This is a genomic window from Pseudoalteromonas sp. N1230-9, from assembly GCF_032716425.1.
GTDB lineage: Bacteria > Pseudomonadota > Gammaproteobacteria > Enterobacterales > Alteromonadaceae > Pseudoalteromonas.
Genome location: NZ_CP090419.1, coordinates 238,439 through 260,074 on the forward strand (window position 1 = coordinate 238,439; position 21,636 = coordinate 260,074).

General features: G+C 41.8%; 20 protein-coding genes. 15 read left to right on the top strand and 5 right to left on the bottom strand.

The annotated features are described in order from the left end of the window. Positions 1 to 3 precede the first annotated feature (3 nt). The 5 genes from LY624_RS01180 to LY624_RS01200 form a co-directional block, all read right to left on the bottom strand. Complete coding sequence (locus tag LY624_RS01180) at positions 4 to 2,346, bottom strand: ATP-binding protein (RefSeq protein WP_341803683.1); 2,343 nt, start codon at positions 2,344 to 2,346, stop codon at positions 4 to 6. Then, positions 2,343 to 2,978, bottom strand: a complete 636-nt coding sequence (locus LY624_RS01185; RefSeq protein ID WP_130151520.1) for a biliverdin-producing heme oxygenase — start codon at positions 2,976 to 2,978, stop codon at positions 2,343 to 2,345. Before LY624_RS01185 ends, LY624_RS01180 begins: the two co-directional genes overlap by 4 nt. A gap of 233 nt (positions 2,979 to 3,211) precedes the next feature. Further along, positions 3,212 to 4,858: a chaperonin GroEL gene (gene groL / locus LY624_RS01190; RefSeq protein ID WP_341803684.1), complete on the bottom strand. Its 1,647-nt coding sequence runs from the start codon at positions 4,856 to 4,858 to the stop codon at positions 3,212 to 3,214. Between the two features lie 51 nt (positions 4,859 to 4,909). Continuing rightward, a complete protein-coding gene (locus LY624_RS01195) occupies positions 4,910 to 5,197 on the bottom strand; it encodes a co-chaperone GroES (protein WP_062568255.1) in 288 nt (95 codons plus the stop codon). A gap of 141 nt (positions 5,198 to 5,338) precedes the next feature. Further along, positions 5,339 to 5,815 (bottom strand): FxsA family protein, encoded by a 477-nt coding sequence (locus tag LY624_RS01200; protein ID WP_130151522.1) that lies wholly within the window; start codon positions 5,813 to 5,815, stop codon positions 5,339 to 5,341. A 159-nt stretch (positions 5,816 to 5,974) separates the two neighbouring features. Here LY624_RS01200 and cutA point away from each other — a divergent pair, with 159 nt between their 5' ends. From cutA to LY624_RS01275, 15 genes are all read left to right on the top strand, one after another. After that, positions 5,975 to 6,295: a divalent-cation tolerance protein CutA gene (cutA, locus tag LY624_RS01205; protein ID WP_062568257.1), complete on the top strand. Its 321-nt coding sequence runs from the start codon at positions 5,975 to 5,977 to the stop codon at positions 6,293 to 6,295. After that, positions 6,295 to 8,124, top strand: coding sequence for a protein-disulfide reductase DsbD (locus LY624_RS01210; RefSeq protein ID WP_341803685.1), 1,830 nt, complete (start codon positions 6,295 to 6,297; stop codon positions 8,122 to 8,124). Before cutA ends, LY624_RS01210 begins: the two co-directional genes overlap by 1 nt. Before the next feature lie 350 nt (positions 8,125 to 8,474). Beyond that, entirely contained in the window at positions 8,475 to 8,927 is a 453-nt protein-coding gene (gene aroQ, locus LY624_RS01215; protein WP_062568259.1) for a type II 3-dehydroquinate dehydratase, read from the top strand. Between the two features lie 31 nt (positions 8,928 to 8,958). Next, complete coding sequence (accB, locus tag LY624_RS01220) at positions 8,959 to 9,423, top strand: acetyl-CoA carboxylase biotin carboxyl carrier protein (protein WP_054552429.1); 465 nt, start codon at positions 8,959 to 8,961, stop codon at positions 9,421 to 9,423. A gap of 23 nt (positions 9,424 to 9,446) precedes the next feature. Next, complete coding sequence (gene accC, locus LY624_RS01225) at positions 9,447 to 10,787, top strand: acetyl-CoA carboxylase biotin carboxylase subunit (protein ID WP_130151525.1); 1,341 nt, start codon at positions 9,447 to 9,449, stop codon at positions 10,785 to 10,787. A 136-nt stretch (positions 10,788 to 10,923) separates the two neighbouring features. Beyond that, on the top strand, positions 10,924 to 11,394 hold the full coding sequence (tsaE, locus tag LY624_RS01230; protein WP_130151526.1) for a tRNA (adenosine(37)-N6)-threonylcarbamoyltransferase complex ATPase subunit type 1 TsaE: 471 nt from the start codon (positions 10,924 to 10,926) through the stop codon (positions 11,392 to 11,394). A 69-nt stretch (positions 11,395 to 11,463) separates the two neighbouring features. Next, positions 11,464 to 12,771 (top strand): N-acetylmuramoyl-L-alanine amidase, encoded by a 1,308-nt coding sequence (locus tag LY624_RS01235; RefSeq protein WP_237119898.1) that lies wholly within the window; start codon positions 11,464 to 11,466, stop codon positions 12,769 to 12,771. Between the two features lie 23 nt (positions 12,772 to 12,794). Next, positions 12,795 to 14,633 carry a DNA mismatch repair endonuclease MutL gene (gene mutL, locus LY624_RS01240; protein WP_341803686.1) on the top strand — a complete coding sequence of 613 codons (1,839 nt, stop codon included), beginning with the start codon at positions 12,795 to 12,797 and terminating at the stop codon, positions 14,631 to 14,633. A gap of 15 nt (positions 14,634 to 14,648) precedes the next feature. Next, complete coding sequence (gene miaA / locus LY624_RS01245) at positions 14,649 to 15,566, top strand: tRNA (adenosine(37)-N6)-dimethylallyltransferase MiaA (protein ID WP_237119843.1); 918 nt, start codon at positions 14,649 to 14,651, stop codon at positions 15,564 to 15,566. 80 nt (positions 15,567 to 15,646) lie between these two features. Beyond that, positions 15,647 to 15,910 (top strand): RNA chaperone Hfq, encoded by a 264-nt coding sequence (hfq, locus tag LY624_RS01250; RefSeq protein ID WP_062567174.1) that lies wholly within the window; start codon positions 15,647 to 15,649, stop codon positions 15,908 to 15,910. 17 nt (positions 15,911 to 15,927) lie between these two features. Next, complete coding sequence (hflX, locus tag LY624_RS01255; protein WP_130151530.1) at positions 15,928 to 17,217, top strand: ribosome rescue GTPase HflX; 1,290 nt, start codon at positions 15,928 to 15,930, stop codon at positions 17,215 to 17,217. A gap of 91 nt (positions 17,218 to 17,308) precedes the next feature. Further along, the gene (gene hflK, locus LY624_RS01260; RefSeq protein WP_062567176.1) at positions 17,309 to 18,475 is read left to right on the top strand and encodes an FtsH protease activity modulator HflK; all 1,167 of its coding nucleotides are present in this window, start codon (positions 17,309 to 17,311) and stop codon (positions 18,473 to 18,475) included. 5 nt (positions 18,476 to 18,480) lie between these two features. Continuing rightward, positions 18,481 to 19,359, top strand: a complete 879-nt coding sequence (gene hflC, locus LY624_RS01265) for a protease modulator HflC (protein WP_130151531.1) — start codon at positions 18,481 to 18,483, stop codon at positions 19,357 to 19,359. A gap of 225 nt (positions 19,360 to 19,584) precedes the next feature. Then, positions 19,585 to 20,898 (top strand): adenylosuccinate synthase, encoded by a 1,314-nt coding sequence (locus LY624_RS01270; protein WP_130151532.1) that lies wholly within the window; start codon positions 19,585 to 19,587, stop codon positions 20,896 to 20,898. A 112-nt stretch (positions 20,899 to 21,010) separates the two neighbouring features. Then, complete coding sequence (locus LY624_RS01275) at positions 21,011 to 21,619, top strand: tetratricopeptide repeat protein (RefSeq protein WP_130151533.1); 609 nt, start codon at positions 21,011 to 21,013, stop codon at positions 21,617 to 21,619. Positions 21,620 to 21,636 lie beyond the last annotated feature (17 nt).

A 21,636-nucleotide genomic window follows, 5' to 3' on the forward strand; every position in this document is an offset into this window, starting at 1 on the left:
ATACTAAAGTTGAGTTAACTCTACTTCTCTTAGCGGCAAAGTAACGTAAAATTGCGCACCTTCATTGATACTCGCTTGTGCTGTAATTGAGCCATAGTGGCGTTCAACTATTTTCTTACAAATTGCTAAGCCTAGGCCTGTTCCTTCGTAGGCATGTTTAGAGTGAACCCGTTCAAAAAGGTTAAATATTCTGTCTTTAAACTCGCTATTGAAGCCGATTCCGTTATCAATGACAGCGATAACAATATGCTCGTCTGTTCGCTCAACTGACTTAATTTCTATAATGGGTGGTTGATTTGGATGGCTAAATTTAAGTGCATTGAGAATTAAGTTTTGAAACAAACGCTGGATTTGTCGTTTGTCGCCATAAATCTCACCCACCTCTTCGATGTGAAACACCGCTGACTTGTCAGCTATAATTAGCTCAAGATCATCAAGAATATCATCAAAAATATCTTGTGCTAAAAAGCGACGAAAATCTTCACCTTTTCGATTGATCCTAGAAAAGCTCAATACCCCTTTGATGAGTTTTTGCATTCTTTCAGCAGAGTCCATCATGCGTGAGATATACGACGCGTTTCTTTCTCCAATCTGCTCTTTAGAGTTTTGTAGACGATCGCCGAACATTTGAATTTTACGTAACGGCTCCTGTAAATCATGAGATGCAACAAAAGCAAAACGTTCTAACTCTTTGTTAGACTCCTCCGCTTTTCGAAGTGCGATTTCAAGGTCGAGCTCGGCTTGTTGTCGGGTCAGTATTTCCGCTTTTAAAGCGACGGTTCGCTCATTCACTTTAGTTTCTAACACGTTGTTTAGCTTTTTAAGTCGCTCTGACTTTTCGATTACATGATTAATCAAATGATTGCGAAACTTCAACGCGCAAGAGATTTCGTTGGCTTTCCAAGGAGTGCACTTATTGCGAACATTTTCTTGCCATAAACGGAACGAGCTGCGAGGCATCAGGCGGTGACTACCGTCATCAAGAAACTCAATTATTTTTTCGGGTTTCCCTCCCCAATTCTTTGTTTCAATGACCTCTTTACGGAACCACATAATGAATAGGTTTTCATTCGTAGAGATAGGCATAGCTAGTACGCCACTTGCTACATTAGCAAACTTATTAAAGTCAGCATGCTCATTAGATAAATGATGATTATGATAAAGTAACTCATCTTCTAGATGGTGTTCTTTTATCCATTCAAATAAATCATTAATATCATCGTTTGCGGGCACATCACCAAAACTTTCAATATCTTTTTCTAGTCGCCATGCAACGCCATCTGCGTTTAGCATGCTAAGCAGAGCAGGGGTCTGTTTGCGTAAACCATCAATAAAAAAGACCTCTTCAGACATATGCTCTGCTATTTCTGCACTGATTGAAGTGGCATTGGCCTCTTGAATTGCTTCAACTGACTGTGTTTTCAGTGAGATAATATAAGAAAGCATCAAGCCCATATATTGTGCAACTTGTCGTGCTTCAAATGGAACAACATGACTTGAATAATGGTGGCAAGCAATCAGTCCCCATAATTTACCAGCAATAATAATACTGATGGACATTGATGCCTTAACCCCCATGTTGCGCAAGTATTGGCAATGGATAGGGGATACACTTCTTATTATACACGTGCTTAAATCTACCGGTTTATCTTGTGGGTAGATAGGGGATACCTCAGCATCTACATCGGCAAGTAACCTAATAGGGTTACGCAAATATAAAGCGCGCGCTTGCTTTGGAATATCTGACTCGGGAAAGTGTTGGTGCAAAAATGAGTTTAACTCATCTTTTTTGGCTTCTGCCACGACCTGACCATTATATTCATGGTCAAACTGATAGAGCATCACGCGATCAAAGCCGGTTAAGTTGCGAACCTCTTTTACCGCCGTGTCGTATGATGAGCTTAGCTCTTTTGAATCCGCAATCAAATGAAGTGATTGTTTCATCAAATAATTCATAGGGTCGAAACTTGAGTGCTCTTTCTTTTTATTAAACTCAAGCTCAATAAGTAGGTATTCATCGTTACGAGAAATAGCGCCTTTAATCGAGGTATCGGGCGATATTCCTTTTATCTCAATATTAAGAGGATTAATTGCATGAAAGTCTTTTTCAGCTTTATTTTTCTCGATAATGTCGGCTGTATTTGCTGCAAACACATCACTGATATGTGAGCCCAGTAAGCGCTCTTTTTGTGTGTTTAAAAGTGCTAAAATGTTTTCGCTGAAATAGCATACTTTGAGTGTTTGAGGGTCAACAACAAGCAAGTAGCCATGCGGTTGAATAGAGCCTGGAATATGAATGGGTTCTTTATGGCAATTATCTAATGAGACTTCAAACTTATTGCTCAATTTATATCTCCAAGTGATTGAGAGATTACGCTAAATGCGGTGTTCGCTCCCAATAAAATATCATCAGCCGAATTTGGATTATGGTTATGATACTGTTTTAGTGCTTGTATATATTGAGCCCACTTTTCACCCCTGAGATCGCCATAACTATAAAAAAAGCGGATCCCTTCAAGCTCATTTATCCAACTGTGCTTTTTAAGCGCTTTAAATATGTGACCTCCACCCATAGTGGCACCCTCCATTACATACATCATTCCAAATGCTTGTGATACGTTATGGATATTATTTAGATCAACGTGCTTGTTTGAATTAGCAGGTGGGGCTTTTTGGGATGCCTGTAAATAAGCAATATCTTGCTTTAACCATTCAAGCTTACTGCGGCCAACAAGCAGTTGCTGGGTGGCACCATAAGCTGATACAGAGTGCTCCATTATTGAATAGCTATTACGCATCGCGATTAAAATGTTTAAATACGATTGCTGCGTCATATTTTTATCGAACAATACCGCACCGAGTTGTTTTTCTACGCGAGAATGAAGCGGGTCGGTACTCTTTTTTATAAAAGTATGAATGTTACTTTGACTGCTATCCTTAGTATTTATATCGGTGGCGTGTAATACAGCTGAATCCATTATTATCCTGAAGGCTTTTTAGTGCATGTGTGACGTACTTTGACCAGTATATACTTAGGTACAAGTATGTAAAATAGAAATTTAAGACTTTAGTAGGTGAGTGATAACTAAACTGTGTTTTTTAAATAACTTATTCCGCTAGTAAGTAACTATTTACTTTTAAACGATAAATCAAAAGCAAAAACCCAGCCGAAGCTGGGTTTTAAAGCAAAGAGCTTAGGAAGAGATGTTTATCACATCATGCCGCCCATACCACCCATGCCGCCCATACCGCCCATGTCTGGAGCAGCTGGTTCATCTTTAGGGATCTCAGCAACCATTGCTTCAGTTGTGATCATAAGACCCGCGATTGAAGCTGCGTACTGTAGTGCAGAACGCGTTACTTTAGTTGGGTCTAAGATACCCATCTCAATCATGTCGTTGTACTCGCCTGATGCTGCATTGTAACCGTAGTTACCTTCACCACCTTTTACTGAGTTAACAACAACAGATGCTTCATCGCCTGCGTTAGTCACGATTTGACGAAGTGGTGCTTCCATCGCTCGTAGTGCAACTTTAATACCATGGCTTTGGTCTTCATTGTCACCAAGTAGTTCAGCAAGTTTGCTTGCTGCGCGTACTAGTGCAACACCACCACCTGGTACTACACCTTCTTCAACCGCTGCGCGAGTTGCGTGTAGTGCATCTTCAACACGATCTTTCTTCTCTTTCATTTCGATTTCAGTCGCTGCGCCAACTTTGATTACTGCAACACCGCCAGCTAGTTTAGCCATACGCTCTTGCAGTTTCTCTTTATCGTAGTCAGACGTTGCTTCTTCGATTTGTGCTTTGATTTGTGCAACACGGCCATTGATGCCGTCTTCTTCACCTGCACCGTCGATGATCGTTGTGTCATCTTTAGTGATCACAACGCGCTTCGCTGTACCTAGGTCTTCGATTGTTGCTTTTTCAAGCTCTAAACCGATTTCTTCAGAAATGACAGTACCGCCGGTTAATACTGCGATGTCTTGCAGCATCGCTTTACGACGGTCGCCAAAACCAGGTGCTTTAACCGCAGACACTTTAACGATACCGCGCATGTTATTTACTACAAGTGTTGCAAGTGCTTCACCTTCAAGGTCTTCAGCAATGATAAGTAGTGGCTTGCTCGCTTTAGCAACCGCTTCTAATGTAGGTAGTAGCTCACGAATGTTAGATACTTTTTTGTCTACAAGTAGAATGTAAGGGCTGTCTAGCTCTACCGCACCTTTTTCAGCGTTGTTGATGAAGTAAGGAGACAGGTAACCACGGTCAAACTGCATACCTTCAACTACGTCTAGTTCGTTTTCTAACGACTGACCTTCTTCAACTGTGATAACACCTGAGTCACGGCCCACTTTTTCCATTGCTTGTGCAATGATGTCACCGATTTCTTTGTCAGAGTTAGCAGAAATAGTACCTACTTGTGCAATCGCTTTCGTGTCTGCACAAGGAACAGAAAGCGCTTTAAGCTCTTCAACTGCTGCAATGACTGCTTTGTCGATACCGCGCTTAAGGTCCATTGGGTTCATACCCGCTGCAACCGCTTTTAAGCCTTCGTTTACGATAGCTTGAGCTAATACTGTCGCAGTTGTTGTACCGTCACCTGCAGCGTCATTCGCTTTAGACGCTACTTCTTTAACCATTTGTGCGCCCATGTTTTCGAATTTGTCTTCAAGCTCGATCTCTTTAGCTACTGATACACCATCTTTAGTGATGACTGGCGCGCCGAATGATTTGTCTAATACAACGTTACGGCCTTTAGGACCTAAAGTTACTTTTACTGCGTTTGCTAAAATATTTACGCCAGTTAGCATTTTGCCACGTGCGTCACCTGCAAAAAGTACTTCTTTTGCTGCCATGATTAAATTCCTCTTAAATTCTATAAACGGGTTGCTAAACGAAAAGTAGGATTAGCCTACAATGCCTAGAATGTTGTCTTCACGCATGATCAGGTACTCTTGACCTTCGATCTTTTCAGTTTTTTCAACGTATGAGCCGAATAGCACTGTGTCACCAGCTTTTACTTCTAGAGCTCTTACTTCACCGTTGTCTAAAATACGGCCATTACCAACAGCGATTACTTCTCCGCGCGTTGATTTTTCAGCTGCAGAGCCAGTTAATACAATACCGCCAGCAGACTTAGTTTCTTCTTCTAGACGCTTAACGATGACGCGATCATGTAAAGGGCGAATGTTCATTTATTTAGTTCTCCTAACAGTTTCTGAACAGTACAGAAAAAATCGTGTGTTTTGCATGGGAGGTTGAGCCACCCGATGCATTTCATTGCCTTCAATAATGGGGGTGGCTTAAAAAAATCCAAGTATAAAAATTAAAAAATTTTAATCTTTTCTTTCATACTCACCATCAATTGTTGTTGGTTGGTGAGTGGGCTCTTCATGTTGTGGGGTTTTGCTATGGTATTGAAAGTGAGCAGAGCTGTGATTTGCTTGTGAACTCATACGCACCGTTGCTTGACTAGCAAGGCTTGCAGCAAGCTTGTTACGAATCGCAGGTGTTAGCAATAAAAAGCCAAAAACATCAGTCATAATGCCTGGTGTAACGAGTAAAACACCGGCAATAATCACACATAACCCTGTAAATAACTCTTTTGCTGGCATTTGCCCTTGTGCCATCTGTAATTGCACGCTTTGAATGGCGCCTATACCTTGTTGCTTCACTAATTTCGCGCCAACTATGGCGGTCACAATTACAAGTGCTATGGTGGCAAAGCCGCCGATCACTTCACTCACTTGGATGAGTAAAGCAATCTCCACGATGGGTACTAAAATAAATAATAAAAACAAAAATCTAAACATAACACTCTCTAAAAATGCCACTCTTACGAGTCAATGAAATATAAATAAGGGTGAACAGGTCTTTTTTCAAGGTGGAACCATGGATCACTGTCGCCGCTACACATTGTATCCGCTATCGGCTACTATGGTGCGACTCAAGTAATCAAATAAAGGTTCCTTATGACAACGCATTTTCGACTTATTTTTACGACCTGCGCAAATGAAGCAGAGGCTCGTCAGTTAGCACAACATTTAGTGAAAGAGAAACTAGCTGCGTGTGTGAACATTTTGCCAACTGTTGAGTCCATTTACATGTGGGAAGGTGAGGTAACGAGTGAAACAGAAAGCAAGTTACTGATTAAAACTAAGTCAGAGAAAATGAATGAGGTGATCCAAACTATCAAGAAGTTGCATAGTTATGAGATACCTGAAATTCAGGTCGTTGATGTTGCTACAGGCAATTTAGCCTATTTTAATTGGATGGATGAGGTACTCAGTTAATGCGATCGTTCTTTTTATTACTCTGTGCGCTATGGCTAATGCCAGCCAGTGCAAGTAATAGCAACTTACTTGGAAACTTATTACAGCAACCCGCTGAGCAAACCTTTTTACCCGTTGATCAAGCATTTGTTTTTGACTTTGATCAGCAGGGCAAAACGTTATTTATTGGTTGGGATATTGCGCCAGATTACTATTTGTATAAAAAGAAAATTGAAATTATTGCAAAAGGTGCTGACATTGAAACGCCTGATCTGGGTGAGGGAGTCATCATCGAAGATGAGTTTTTTGGAAAGACTGAGGTATTTTTTAATTCTCTCAGTATTATCAATAAAGTCAGTAATGTTACTGAGGGAGCGGTTGTAAAAGTACGTTTTCAGGGCTGCGCTGAAGCGGGGCTCTGTTATCCGCCAGAAGTGCGTACTATCCCTTTATCTGTGATTGCTGGTGAGCAAGTTTCTGACAATGCGTCAACGGGTAACGCCTTGGCTGCATTAGGTGTAAATGCTGAGTCAGCTACTGTAAACCAAACGACTATTGATGAGAGCGCCAAGCCAGCTCAAGAGCAATCTTATACTGATAAATTGGCATCACAAGGACTACTTACCAATCTAGTTATTTTCTTTTTAGTGGGTATTGGCCTTGCGTTTACACCTTGTGTATTTCCGATGTTCCCTATTTTGTCTAGCTTGATCGCGGGTCAACAAAACCTATCAACCAAAAAGGCGTTTTCGTTGTCGTTTGTTTATGTGCAAGGCATGGCCGTCACATACGCTGCATTAGGGTTAGTGGTTGCGTCACTGGGTGGCCAAGTGCAAGGGTATTTACAGCATCCGACAGTGCTTATTAGTTTTAGTATTTTATTTGTGCTTTTAGCAATGTCGATGTTTGGTTGGTACGAAATTAAGCTGCCAAGTGGCATGATGAATAAGCTCACTCAGGTAAGCAACCAGCAAAAAGGCGGTAACTATGTGGGCGTCTTTATGATGGGAGTTTTATCTGGCTTGATAGCCTCACCGTGTACAACAGCACCGCTATCGGCAGCGCTTTTATATGTAGCGCAAAGCGGTGACTATCTAGTGGGTGGTTTAACCTTGTATGTGCTGAGTTTAGGCATGGGCATACCCTTGTTATTGTTAGGTACATCAGGCGGTAAGCTATTACCCAAAGCGGGTGGTTGGATGGAGCAAGTAAAAACCCTGTTTGGTTTTATCATGCTCGTTGTGCCGCTTATTCTGCTAGAGCGTATTGTTGATATTGACATTATTTGGTTAATGGCGGGTTTATTAGCACTTGCAACAGCGCTTTATTTACACCATTGGCAAAGTGGGCAATCACAAGGCAAGTTAAAAACTGCATTATGGTTTGCTGCAACTTTATTAGTTGTTACTGGTGCGAGTTTAACAAAAAATTATTTTTGGCCCAGCCAAACTTCTGTAGTTGGAGCATCAGCGCAAACACATGGCTTTAAACAAGTTGCTAATTTAACTGAATTGAAAGAAGAGATTGTTCAGGCAAGTAGCGAAGGGCGTTTAGTGATGGTCGACTTATATGCCGACTGGTGTGTCGCGTGTAAAGAGTTTGAACATTACACTTTTCCAGATACAGCTGTACAAAGCGAGTTTGCACATTTTGAACTGATCCAAGTTGATTTAACTGAAAGTGACGCTAAAACCATCGAGCTGATGGAAGAGTACACCGTATTTGGTTTACCGAGTATTTTATTCTTCGACACACAAGGTAATGAGTTAGTTGAGCAACGCGTTACAGGTTTTTTAAATGCCAAAGATTTTGCTGAGCATTTAGCAAAAGTACGAAAAACAGCAAAATAAGCGTAACTTTGCAGCGAAATCTTAAAACGCTACTCACTCGAGTGGCGTTTTCGTTTTTTATACCACTTTCAATTTGCAAATCTAATACATTAGGTTTGCTTTTTTTGAGGATAACTAGTTTTGTTTAGACTCAAAGCGTTTTCCTAATGAAGTTGTGTGCCTTGCTATACCTGCTCTTCACTTATTTGGATAGTGATTAGACCAGTATTTTGCTGCTATTTACGTCGAAATATCTATAATAGGTGGTTAACGTGAGAAATAGTTGCTATTTTTCATTTGAGCCCTTAAGTTAAGGAAGGGTTTAGAGTGAATATAGTTAAACTAGTTACTTAAAGGATATATCGCGTATTATGGCTGCAAAATTAAAGCTTTTAGTTATAAATGGGCCTAATTTAAACATGCTTGGCAAGCGAGAGCCTGAAAAGTACGGCACACAGTCTCTTGACGAGATTATGGCTGAACTTAGCAAGGTTGCTGTTGGTCACAATGTTGATTTGGCACATTTTCAAAGCAATAGTGAAGCCGCGCTCATTGAGCGTATTCACCAAGCTTGGCAAGCGGTTGATGCAATTATTATCAATCCTGCAGCCTATACGCATACCAGCGTCGCATTGCGAGATGCATTATTGAGTATAGACGTTCCCTTTTACGAGGTGCATTTAAGTAATGTACATGCTCGAGAAGCATTTCGTCATCATTCGTATTTTTCGGATGTAGCACAAGGCGTTGTAATCGGATTAGGTGCAATGGGTTATAAAGTAGCGTTGGAAGCTGCTGTTAACCGATTGCAAAACACACAATAATTTTTAAATAAACTAACAGGCGGGTCGTTCAATGGATATTCGCAAGATCAAAAAACTTATCGAATTAGTAGAAGAATCTGGTATTGCTGAATTAGAAATCACTGAAGGTGAAGAGTCAGTACGCATCAATCGTAACAATATGTCTGCAGCACCTGCAATGCAGTATGCACCACAACAGTTTGCAGCACCTGCGCCAGCAGCGGCACCAGCTCCAGTAGCAGAGGCACCAGCAGCAGAAGCGGCTGCTCCAGCTGCACCGACTGGCCACCAAGTTAAATCACCTATGGTAGGTTCATTCTACTCAGCAGCTTCTCCTGAAGCAGCACCTTATGTAGAGGTAGGTTCTAAAGTAAATGTTGGCGATACGTTATGTATCGTTGAAGCAATGAAGATGATGAACCAAATCGAATCTGATAAAGCAGGCACAGTAAAAGCTATTTTAGTTGAAAATGGCGAGCCGGTAGAATTCGATCAACCTTTATTCATCATTGAATAATAGTGCAACAAAAGGCCAACTCTATGTTAGATAAAGTAGTCATTGCAAACCGAGGTGAAATTGCACTTCGCGTATTGCGCGCCTGCAAAGAGCTTGGGATCAAAACTGTTGCTGTGCATTCAACGGCAGACCGTGATCTTAAGCACGTGTTACTGGCAGACGAAACAATTTGTATTGGTAAACCAGCAGCTACTGAAAGTTACTTAGATATTCCGCGCATTATTGCAGCGGCAGAAGTAACAGATGCGGTTGCGATTCACCCAGGTTACGGTTTCTTATCTGAAAATGCAGACTTTGCTGATCAAGTTGAGCAAAGCGGCTTTGTATTTATCGGTCCTAAAGGCGACACGATTCGTTTAATGGGTGATAAAGTTTCTGCAATTGAAGCAATGCGTAAAGCCGGTGTACCTTGTGTACCAGGCTCTGATGGCCCATTAACGGCTGACAGCGAACGTAATATCCAAATCGCTAAGCGTATTGGTTACCCTGTAATCATTAAAGCAGCAGGCGGCGGCGGTGGTCGTGGTATGCGTGTTGTACGTAATGAGAAAGAGCTAATTGATTCAATCGCACTTACACAGCAAGAAGCGAAACAGTTCTTCGGTAATGGTATGGTTTACATGGAGAAATTCCTTGAAAACCCACGTCATATCGAAGTACAAGTACTTGCCGATGGTCAAGGTAATGCGGTTCATTTAGGTGAGCGTGATTGTTCAATGCAGCGTCGTCACCAAAAAGTAGTTGAAGAAGCGCCAGCACCAGGTATCACGGCTGAAATGCGTAAATTCATCGGCGACCGCTGTACTCGTGCATGTATCGAAATTGGTTATCGCGGTGCAGGTACGTTCGAATTCTTATACGAAAACGGCGAGTTCTATTTCATCGAAATGAATACCCGTATTCAGGTTGAGCACCCAGTAACAGAAATGGTCACTGGCGTTGACTTAATCAAAGAACAGCTAAAAATTGCAGCTGGTCAACCATTATCATTCACACAAGAAGATGTGGTTATTCGTGGTCATGCAATTGAGTGTCGTATAAATGCGGAAGACCCTGAAACGTTTATTCCATCACCAGGTAAAATCACGCGATTCCACCCTGCTGGCGGATTAGGTATTCGTTGGGACAGCCACATTTACGCAGATTACACAGTACCACCTCATTACGATTCAATGATTGGTAAGCTTATCTGTTATGGTGAAAACCGTGATGTAGCAATTGCCCGTTCACGTAATGCACTGAACGAATTAGTGATTGATGGTATTAAGACGAATACACCACTGCACAAGAAAATTTTGTCAGATGAAAACTTCCAAAATGGTGGAACCAATATCCACTATTTAGAGAAAAAATTAGGTCTGTAAATCGTTTTAAATTGAAAAAGCCGGCACTTTGCCGGCTTTTTTGTGTCTGATTGAAGGTATGCTGGATTCTCGCCTTAAAAAAATATTCTGGTATGATTAATAAAGTAATGTGTTTCAAGTATTTCATGAGGTAATAATGACCAACAGCGTTGGCTTTCCATTGGCAGATGAAGCTGCCACAGTAAATATGGGCAAGCAACTTGCAATATTAATGGAGCAAGGGGCTGTGATTTATTTACATGGAGACTTAGGTGCCGGTAAAACCACCTTAACGCGTGGTATTGTGCAAGGTTTTGGTCATCAAGGTAAGGTTAAGAGTCCCACTTATACACTGGTTGAGCCGTACCAATTAGCTAAAGCTGATATTTATCACTTTGATTTATATCGCTTGGGCGACCCTGAAGAGCTTGAGTATATGGGGATCCGTGACTATTTTTCTCCACACGCTATTTGCGTAGTAGAGTGGCCTGAAAAAGGGGGAGAGTTTATACCCACGCCAGATCTTGATGTTACATTACGCTATGAAGGTGAGGCACGTGCTATTTTAATAAATAGTTTAACTGAGCGTGGCCATTCGATTGTAGAGAAATTGAAGAGCACGCAATAATAAACAGATAAAAATAAAGGTGTATTAGCAAAAATGGGTCGTTGTACATTTAAACTATTAACTATCTTAATGTTTTTGGTTGTAAGCCAAGTTGCGCTTGCACAAAATACAATTAATAGCGTACGTGTGTGGCCTTCCCCAGACAACACTCGGGTGGTGTTTGACTTAGATGATAAGCCTGACTTTAGCTATTTTATGCTGAAAAACCCAAGCCGTTTAGTCATTGACTTGAAAGACACTGACAAACTTAAAACGTTGCCAAGTATTCCTAAAGAACATCAAATTGTATCTAAATTACGTTACTCAAAACCTAAAGATGCAAAAAGCGTTCGTTTTGTATTTGAACTAGCCGGTGCAGCGAAGCCTGTTGTGTTTGCTTTATTACCAACAGGTCCTTATAAGCATCGTTTAGTTGTTGACTTACATGATAAAAGCTATCAATCGGCGCCCGCCGCGACAAACAGCACACCAGTTAAGAAAAGAGCAATAAACCAAGAGCGTGATATTGTGATTGCGATTGACGCGGGACACGGTGGTGAAGACCCAGGCTCAATAGGTCCATCTGGTACCTATGAAAAAGATATTACATTACAAATTGCTAAGCGACTCGAGCGTATGATTGACGCTGAACGAGGCATGATCTCGCGTATGGTACGCCGAGGCGATTATTTTGTGAATTTAAATACCCGTACTAGTCGAGCTCGCGAGAAAAAAGCAGATTTCTTTGTGTCAATTCATGCTGATGCGTTTACCAGTCCTCAGCCTAGTGGTGCATCAGTGTGGGTGCTATCACTGCGTCGTGCCAATTCAGAGATTGGTAAGTGGCTAGAGGATAAAGAAAAACATTCAGAGTTGCTCGGTGGCGCAGCCGGTGTGTTGAAAGACACAGCAAGCGAAAAGTATTTAGCCCAAGCACTGCTTGATATGTCAATGGACCACTCAATGAAAACAGGCTTTAGCGTTGCAGAAGAAGTGATGAATGAGCTAAAAAAAGTGGCTAAAATGCATAAGAAACGTCCTCAAGCAGCAAGCTTTGCTGTTCTTAAATCGCCAGATATCCCTTCTATTTTGGTAGAAACGGGGTTCATTTCTAACCCTAGAGAAGAGCGTTTATTAAAATCAGCTAATTACCAAGAGCGTCTAGCAGAAGCAATCTTTAAGTCTCTAAAAAGTTATTATCTACAAAATCCACCCGACGACTCATTATTTGCGAAGTTAAAGGCGCAATACCCTACCAAGCATAAAGTAAGGCCAGGTGAGTCATTAAGTATGTTAGCGAATCGTTATGGCACATCCGTTAATAAACTCAAAACGGTTAATAATTTAAAATCAAACACCTTGTTCATTGGTCAAGAGCTTGATATTCCGCAAAGTTAATCAATTTTTGTGTTAGGAAGATTATGAGTATTGAAATATTACCTGCACGATTGGCTAACCAAATTGCAGCAGGGGAAGTGGTGGAACGGCCCGCCTCGGTTGTCAAAGAGCTTGTAGAAAATAGTTTAGATGCAGGTGGCACACGAATTCAGATTGATATTGAACGAGGCGGCCATAAGCTCATACGCATTCGCGATAATGGTAGCGGCATCAGTAAAGACGAGTTAACTTTAGCTCTCTCACGCCATGCAACCAGCAAATTAAAGTCACTCGATGACCTTGAAAATATTTGCTCACTGGGTTTTCGAGGGGAAGCTTTGGCCTCAATAAGCTCGGTATCGCGATTAACGCTAAGTTCAAAACCAAAAGATCAAGAAGCAGCGTGGCAAGCCTTTGCTGAAGGGCGTGATATGGCTGTGCAAATAAAGCCAACAGCTCACCCAGATGGCACCACTATTGAAGTTAAAGATTTATTTTTTAACACCCCCGCACGACGCAAATTTCTGCGCACAGAAAAAACAGAGTTTTCACATATTGATGAGCTTATAAAGCGGATTGCATTGAGCCGGTTTGATGTCTCAATTACGTTAACGCATAACGGCAAAGTTGTGCGTCAATACCGTGCAAAGCCTAGCCCAGAACAAGCAATTAGCCGTGTTGCACAAGTTGCCGGTAAAGTCTTTAGTGAACAAGGTTTGCATATTCAATCTGGTGAAGCAGGGTTAATGCTAAGAGGGTGGGTACTGCCTGTTGGTTCAAGCAATACGACTCAGTATACCTATGTGAATAACCGCATGATGCGCGACAAACTTATTTTGCATGCAATTCGCCAAGCATTTGAAGAAGTTGCAGGTTCTGAGGAATTACCTGGCTTTGTTATCTACATTGATATTGACCCACGTCAGGTCGATGTAAACGTGCATCCAGCCAAGCATGAAGTACGTTTTCATCAAGGCCGTTTAGTGCATGACTTTATTTTGCAGGCAATAAAACAAGTTGTGGTGCCGCTGCAGCATGAAGCTGGTTTTACTGAGCACAATGACACGGCTTTTCAGCAGGCCCCGTTTGCAGAGTCGAGTCAGAGCAGCACGCAGTTAAGCTATACTGCATCAGTGCCTACAGAGCACTATGATTATCCTAAATCAGATTTACAGCCAACACGCTCAGCGAGTTACTCTGGCACAACAGGGCGTTCCGAAGGGGGTGTTAGTCGCGACAGCCAAGGGCGTAGTAAAACATCACATCAAGATGTCAATGCATTTTATCAAGGGATCAGTGAGCAACATGCTGCGCATTTTGATCAAGTACGGCCTGAGCCAAGCATTGCCACACCGGTTGTGGAGCAGACAAAACTTGCTAAGCTCATTCACGTACACGAAGGTGAATGCGTATTTAGTGAAGATAACCAACTATTTGCTGCGCATTTTAAGCATGCTTTAGCACTCGACTGGCAAGCGTACGTAGAGCAAGCAGGTAGCCTTGAGGGCAAAGCTTTGTTGTTACCTGTGCGAGTAAACACAAGTGCTGATGATATTAGTGCTTTAAATGCTCAGCAGTCGTGGTTTACCCTGCTAGGTTTTGATTTAGTGATTGAAAAGCAATTTGTGATGGTTAAAAAGCTTCCGCCTTGTGTCTATTTACTTGATGTTAGCAATGCTATTGAGCGGCTCATCATTGCTTGCAAAACCTCGCCAAGTTCCCTCGATGCATGGCTAAATTGGTTAGCTCAGCAAATTCCGACACGTTATTACACAAGCCAAGCCTTTATGGAGCAAGTTGCTCGGTTAGAAAATAATCCACAAACTATGCAACGTTTACGTCAAAAAGCGGTTAAAATAGAACTATCTCAGTTTTTAAACTAAGCAAGGTATTTAGGCTTGAATAACTTACCCGTGATTTTTTTAATGGGACCAACCGCTGCAGGGAAAACAGACTTAGCAATTTCGCTGTGTGAGCATTTAAACACAGAAATAATCAGTGTGGATTCAGCGCTGGTGTACAAAGATATGAATATCGGTACAGCCAAGCCAGATGCTGATGAATTAGTACGAGCGCCTCATCATCTAATTGATATTATTGATCCTGCAGAAAGTTATTCAGTTGCTGATTTTCGTCGCGATGCGATTGAAAAGATTGATCTATTTCATAAGCAAGGTAAAGTACCTGTATTAGTTGGCGGTACAATGATGTACTTTAAGTCATTGATTGATGGTTTGTCGCCACTACCAGAGGCATCACCCGAAGTGCGGGCTGAACTCGAAAAGGAAGCAAAGCAGTTTGGTTGGCCACATTTGCACGCAGAGCTCGTTAAAATCGATCCTGAGGCTGCGAATAAAATGAGTGAAAATGATTCACAACGTATTAATCGTGCGCTCGAAGTTTTTCGTATAACTGGCAAAACAATGACAGAGCTACAAAAACAAAAGCAGCCAGCGCTTCCTTATACTTTTCATCAATTTGCTATCGCGCCTGCCGATCGCAGCGTTTTACACCAGCGAATTGAGAAAAGGTTTAAAATAATGCTTGAACAGGGGTTTGAAAATGAAGTTTCATCCCTATATAAACGTAAGGATTTACACCCAGATCTACCTTCGATTCGTTGCGTAGGTTATAGACAAATGTGGGATTACATTGCAGGCGAAATTGACTATGATGAAATGGTCTTTCGTGGTGTTGCTGCCACGCGCCAGCTTGCCAAGAGGCAGTTAACTTGGCTAAGAGGTTGGCCTGATGTTACATGGTTGGCCACGGGTGATGAAGAAAACTTGCAACGTGTAGTAAGTTCGCTAAGCTAGTAGTAGTTGAAAAATTTTTAGCTTTGTTAAATTAGTTCAGCTACTTAATTATAATAACACCTAGAACGAAGGAAAATAACATGGCAAAAGGCCAGTCGTTACAAGACCCATTTTTGAATGCGTTACGTCGTGAGCGCATTCCAGTATCAATCTTTTTGGTTAATGGCATTAAGTTACAGGGTAAAATCCAGTCATTTGACCAATTTGTTATTTTACTTGAAAACACCGTGAATCAAATGGTGTATAAACACGCTATTTCTACCGTAGTTCCAGCGCGTACTGTTAACTTCCAAGGTGCACAAGGAAGCGATGATTCAGAAGAGCAAGAGCCTGGAAATTTTTAAATTTAGGAGCGTAATGCTTGTTTGACCGTTATGAAGCCGGCGAACAGGCAGTTTTAGTTCATATCGACTTACCTAAAGAAGGGGATCGTGAAGATCTTCATGAATTAGAGTTGTTGGTATCTTCTGCTGGTGTTAGTAGTTTGGCGATTGTGCAAGGCAGTCGTCAAGCACCACATCCGAAACTTTTCGTCGGTACCGGAAAAGCAGAAGAGATCGCTGAAACTGTCAAAATCCACAATGCAGATGTCATTATTTTCAACCATCAACTAAGCCCGTCACAGGAACGTAACTTAGAGAGCGTTTGTCAGTGTCGTGTACTTGATCGTACGAGTTTGATCCTTGATATTTTTGCCCAGCGAGCGCGTACTCATGAAGGTAAACTTCAAGTTGAGTTGGCTCAGCTACGTCACATTTCAACACGCTTGATCCGTGGTTGGACTCACCTTGAGCGCCAAAAAGGTGGGATAGGTTTACGTGGTCCTGGTGAGACGCAGCTTGAAACCGATAGGCGACTTTTACGTGCAAGGATTAAGAATATTCGTGCACGTTTAGATAAGGTTGCTGTGCAACGTGAACAGGGGCGACGAGCGCGTACCCGTAATGAAATACCCACAGTCTCGTTAGTTGGTTACACTAACGCAGGCAAATCGACCCTGTTTAATAGAATAACAGATTCAGATGTGTATGCAGCTGACCAATTATTTGCAACACTTGATCCAACATTGCGTAAGTTAGATATTGGCGATGTAGGTCCGGTAATCCTCGCGGATACAGTTGGATTTATTCGTCACTTACCACATGATTTAGTGGCAGCTTTTAAAGCAACATTAACTGAAACCCGTGAAGCTGATTTACAGCTACATGTTATTGATGTAGCAGACCCGCGCCGTAAAGAGAATATTGAGCAAGTTCAGTCAGTTTTAAAAGAAATTGAAGCAGATGAAGTGCCGCAATTATTAGTGTATAACAAAATTGATGCGCTAGATGACGTTGCGCCACGTATAGATAGAAACGATGAAGGCCAGCCGATTAGAGTGTGGTTATCTGCTCGAACGGGTGTGGGTTGTGAGTTATTGTCAGAGGCAATTAATGAGCTGCTAGCAAAGAAAATGCTGGCAGAGTCACTTAAATTACCTCCGCAGCATGGTCGTATTCGAGCTGCACTATTTAACCTAAATGCCGTTCATGAAGAGTGCTTTGATGAACATGGTAACTGGTTGCTTTCGGTTCGTTTACCGATGGCTGAGTGGAATCGTTTGAAAAAAGAAATGGGACAGGATCTCGATTCTTTTATAGTTACGGACTAAAAATCGTCAGCATTTGTTAATTTTAGTATGAGAAATGCTGTAGATTTGATAGATTTAACCCAATTCATTTAGATAACAATGGAGTATAGCTATGGCCTGGAATGAACCGGGTAATAATGGCAATGATAAAGATCCGTGGAATAACAAAGGCGGAAAAGATCAAGGCCCACCTGATTTAGACGAGGTACTGCGTAAATTCGGCAACAAGTTTGGCGGTTTATTTGGTGGTAACAAGCCAGGTAAAAACGGCGGCGGACTTGGTGGCGCAGGCATTTCTTTCATATTAATTATTGCCATCATCGTTTGGGCATTAAGTGGTATTTATACAGTTAAAGAAGCTGAGCGCGGTATTGTTTTACAATTTGGTCAGTTTAGTCGCATTGCAGAGCCAGGCTTACGTTGGAAAATGACGTTCATCGAACGTGTCATTCCGGTTGATATTGAGGCGGTACGCTCTTTATCTGCGAAAGGCTTTATGCTGACAGAAGATGAAAACGTCGTAAATGTAGAGTTTGAAGTGCAGTATCGTGTTATCGATCCTCACCTATATAAGTTCAGTGTAACGGATGCTGATCACAGCCTACAACAAGCGCTCGATAGCGCACTTCGTTATGTTATTGGTCATGTGAAAATGGACCAAGTATTAACAACAGGTCGTGAGGTCGTTCGTCAACAAACGTGGGATGAGCTAAACAAAATTATCGAGCCGTATAACCTCGGTATTATTGTCAGCGACGTGAACTTTAAAGACTCACGCCCACCAGGTGAAGTAAAAGATGCCTTTGATGATGCCATTGCAGCACAAGAAGATGAAGAACGTTTCATCCGTGAAGCAGAAGCTTATGCCCGTGAGATAGAGCCGCGTGCCCGTGGTCAAGTAACACGTATGACGCAAGAAGCTGAAGCATATCGCGAGCGCATTACATTAGAAGCGCAAGGTGAGGTAGCACGCTTTGAAAAGCTATTACCAGAATACCAAGCAGCTAAAGAAGTAACGCGTAAACGCTTGTATATCGATGCAATGGAAGAAGTACTTGGTAATAGCTCTAAAGTACTTGTTGATGTGAAAAACGGTAATAACATGATGTATTTACCACTTGATAAAATTATGGAAAAGCAAGGCACCGCGACCCGTGTTGCACTGCCAAGTTCAAGTGATATCAAAGATTTGCGCAACAAGTTGAATACATCACGCAACAGTACGGTTAACTCGAGTAATGACCGTTTTGCAACTGATCGCTTTAATGAGGGGAGATAAGCAAAATGAAAAATTTTAGTTTAGTAATACTTGCCCTTGCGGTTGTTATGTCTTTTTCATCTATTTTTGTCGTACAAGAAGGTGAAAAGGCGATTGTATTGTTGTTCAGTAAAGTGCAGAAAGACAGTAATGACACAGCAGTAGTTTACGGCCCAGGCTTGAACTTTAAAGTGCCATTTTTCAGTCAAGTACGCCGTTTAGATGCACGTATCCAAACATTAGATGGTGCACCTGATCGTTTTGTAACAAGCGAGAAAAAAGACTTAATTGTTGATTCATACGTGAAATGGCGTATCAACGACTTTAGTGCATTTTACCTACGTGCTCGTGGTGATAAGCAGTATGCTGAAACGCTATTAAAGCAAAAGGTAAACAATGGTCTACGTACTAACTTTGGTTCTCGTACCATTAAAGAAATTGTTTCAGGTGAGCGTAGTGAGCTTATGGAAGAAGCGTTAGTACAAGCTTCAGAAAGTGCGCAAGAGTTAGGTATTGAAGTACTTGATGTGCGTGTTAAGCAAATTAACTTACCACAAGAAGTCAGTAGTTCAATCTTCCAACGTATGCGCGCAGAGCGTACTGCTGTGGCGAAAGAGCACCGTTCTGAAGGTCAAGAAAAGGCAGAAACAATTCGTGCTGAGGTTGATCGTCGCGTAACAGTTATGCTGGCAGATGCCGAGCGTAATGCGCGTACTGTACGCGGTCAAGGTGATGCAGAAGCGGCGGGTATCTATGCCAATGCGTATAACAAAGATGCTGAGTTCTTTGGTTTTGTGCGTAGTCTCGAAGCTTACAAGAAGACCTTTAAAGATAAGCAAGATGTTATGGTTATCTCTCCAGATAGTGATTTCTTTAATTACATGAAAGGCGCAAATGCCCAGTAATTAAACATCTGATGATGAAAGCCCTGCACTTTTGCAGGGCTTTTTTATTTCAGTTCTAAACTAATTTCTACGGGTTATAGATTTATAAGCCCCTGTTCTGGCTGTGGTTGTTTTAGTGAGTATGATGATAAAAAGCCGACCGCAGAAAAAATAAGCTAAACGGGGTGATCTTTCACCTCGTTTTCTGGTAAAATCTCGTCCTAATTTTTTCTAAGTGAATTTGCAATGGGTAAAAACGTTGTTGTACTAGGCACCCAATGGGGTGACGAAGGTAAGGGTAAGGTAGTTGACCTCCTTACAGACAAAGCATCTTTAGTAGTTCGTTATCAAGGTGGTCATAACGCAGGCCACACTCTGGTAATTAACGGTGAAAAGACGGTTTTACACCTTATTCCATCGGGTGTATTACGTGACAATGTTAAGTGTGTGATTGGTAATGGTGTTGTTTTATCACCAGAAGCGTTGATGAAAGAAATTGGCATGCTAGAAGAGCGTGGCGTGCCTGTGCGTGAGCGTTTATTAATTAGTGAAGCGTGTCCGCTTATTTTACCTTTCCACATTGCATTAGATTTAGCCCGTGAAAAAGCACGTGGCGATAAGCCAATCGGTACTACAGGTCGTGGTATTGGTCCAGCTTATGAAGATAAAGTAGCACGTCGTGGTTTACGTGTTGGCGATTTATTCAATCCTGAATTATTCGCGAGTAAATTAAAAGAAGTATTGGAATACCATAACTTCACGCTAGAGCATTACTACAAAGTAGAGCCAGTTGATTTCCAGAAGACATTTGATGATGCAATGGCTATTGCTGATATCTTAAAAGCAATGGTTGTTGATGTAACTGAGCTACTTGATCAAACGCGTTTAGCGGGCGACAACATCTTATTTGAAGGTGCGCAAGGTACATTGCTTGATATCGACCACGGTACTTACCCGTATGTAACATCATCAAACACAACGGCTGGTGGTGTAGCAACAGGTGCTGGTTTTGGTCCATTACACCTTGATTACGTACTAGGTATTATCAAAGCTTACACAACACGTGTGGGTTCTGGTCCTTTCCCTACAGAGCTTTACGATGGTCTTGATAAGCAAGATTCAGTAGGTAAGCACTTAGGTGAGAAAGGCCATGAATTCGGTGCAACGACAGGTCGTTTACGCCGTACTGGTTGGTTAGACGCAGTGGCAATGCGCCGTGCGGTTCAAATCAACAGCATCTCAGGTTTCTGTTTAACTAAACTAGACGTTCTAGATGGTTTAGAAACCTTAAAAATCTGTACAGGTTACCAGTTAGAAGATGGCACAGTAACGAACGTTACGCCATTAGCTGCTGAAGGTTACGAGAAAGTAACGCCAGTATACGAAGAGATGCCAGGCTGGTCAGAAAACACAGTAGGTGTAACCTCAGTTGATGAGTTGCCTAAAGCGGCACTTGATTACATCAAGCGTATTGAAGAAATCACGGGTGTTCCAGTTGATATCATCTCTACTGGTCCTGATCGTGTAGAGACTATGGTATTACGCAACCCGTTTGCATAATCATCATAGATACTAAAAAAGCTGCTTCGGCAGCTTTTTTTGTGCCTAAAATTCACTCTGGAATGATAATTGTATATTATTTGCTAAGACTGACTTTATTTAAGTGATTTTGATGCGTGTTTTATTGCCTTTAACATTACTCTTTTCAAGCCTAAGTATGGCTGAAGAGCCTATTTCTGCGGTACCTCTGTATACAGAGAGCGAGCTAATAGGGCTTATTAATAAAAATACACATTTAGCACGTGTGAAGGCAGATGATTGCCAGTTAGTACAAGATATTGAAGCGCGAGCCAATAAAATGGCGCTACCATCGTATCAGTTCCTGTATGGCGATATGCTGGCCTATGCCGTTTGTGTTGATCGTAACGTAGAGCTGGGTGTGTATTATATGCGTCAAGCCGCTGAGCAAGGGTTAGCAGCAGCATTAGAACAACTTGGCCGCTATTATGATGTTGGGCGGTTGGTTCAGCAAGATAAAGCCATGGCCGTGACCTATTTGCGTGAAGCATCTGCACAAGGCAACTTAAAAGCACAAATGCGCTTAGTTAAGCTATTCAACCAAGGATATGGTAGCCCAAGAGACTATGAGGATGCTTATCGTTGGTTGTTTCACTCTATGGTTGCAGATAAAGCGCAGCATAAAAAAGTCGAGCAATTACTAGCAAAACTTGCGCAAAAAATGCCTGATAGTGTGGTTCGGCGCGCACGTTTACCTATGTAATTTAAACTGCTAAAAAT

Bases quoted from the DNA above. Each gene is read 5' to 3' on its own strand.
- LY624_RS01185 (WP_130151520.1), bottom strand. From the start codon at position 2,978: ATGGATTCAGCTGTATTACACGCCACCGATATAAATACTAAGGATAGC.
- groL (WP_341803684.1), bottom strand. From the start codon at position 4,858: ATGGCAGCAAAAGAAGTACTTTTTGCAGGTGACGCACGTGGCAAAATG.
- LY624_RS01195 (WP_062568255.1), bottom strand. From the start codon at position 5,197: ATGAACATTCGCCCTTTACATGATCGCGTCATCGTTAAGCGTCTAGAA.
- LY624_RS01200 (WP_130151522.1), bottom strand. From the start codon at position 5,815: ATGTTTAGATTTTTGTTTTTATTATTTATTTTAGTACCCATCGTGGAG.
- cutA (WP_062568257.1), top strand. From the start codon at position 5,975: ATGACAACGCATTTTCGACTTATTTTTACGACCTGCGCAAATGAAGCA.
- LY624_RS01210 (WP_341803685.1), top strand. From the start codon at position 6,295: ATGCGATCGTTCTTTTTATTACTCTGTGCGCTATGGCTAATGCCAGCC.
- aroQ (WP_062568259.1), top strand. From the start codon at position 8,475: ATGGCTGCAAAATTAAAGCTTTTAGTTATAAATGGGCCTAATTTAAAC.
- accB (WP_054552429.1), top strand. From the start codon at position 8,959: ATGGATATTCGCAAGATCAAAAAACTTATCGAATTAGTAGAAGAATCT.
- accC (WP_130151525.1), top strand. From the start codon at position 9,447: ATGTTAGATAAAGTAGTCATTGCAAACCGAGGTGAAATTGCACTTCGC.
- tsaE (WP_130151526.1), top strand. From the start codon at position 10,924: ATGACCAACAGCGTTGGCTTTCCATTGGCAGATGAAGCTGCCACAGTA.
- LY624_RS01235 (WP_237119898.1), top strand. From the start codon at position 11,464: ATGTTTTTGGTTGTAAGCCAAGTTGCGCTTGCACAAAATACAATTAAT.
- mutL (WP_341803686.1), top strand. From the start codon at position 12,795: ATGAGTATTGAAATATTACCTGCACGATTGGCTAACCAAATTGCAGCA.
- hfq (WP_062567174.1), top strand. From the start codon at position 15,647: ATGGCAAAAGGCCAGTCGTTACAAGACCCATTTTTGAATGCGTTACGT.
- hflK (WP_062567176.1), top strand. From the start codon at position 17,309: ATGGCCTGGAATGAACCGGGTAATAATGGCAATGATAAAGATCCGTGG.
- hflC (WP_130151531.1), top strand. From the start codon at position 18,481: ATGAAAAATTTTAGTTTAGTAATACTTGCCCTTGCGGTTGTTATGTCT.
- LY624_RS01270 (WP_130151532.1), top strand. From the start codon at position 19,585: ATGGGTAAAAACGTTGTTGTACTAGGCACCCAATGGGGTGACGAAGGT.
- LY624_RS01275 (WP_130151533.1), top strand. From the start codon at position 21,011: ATGCGTGTTTTATTGCCTTTAACATTACTCTTTTCAAGCCTAAGTATG.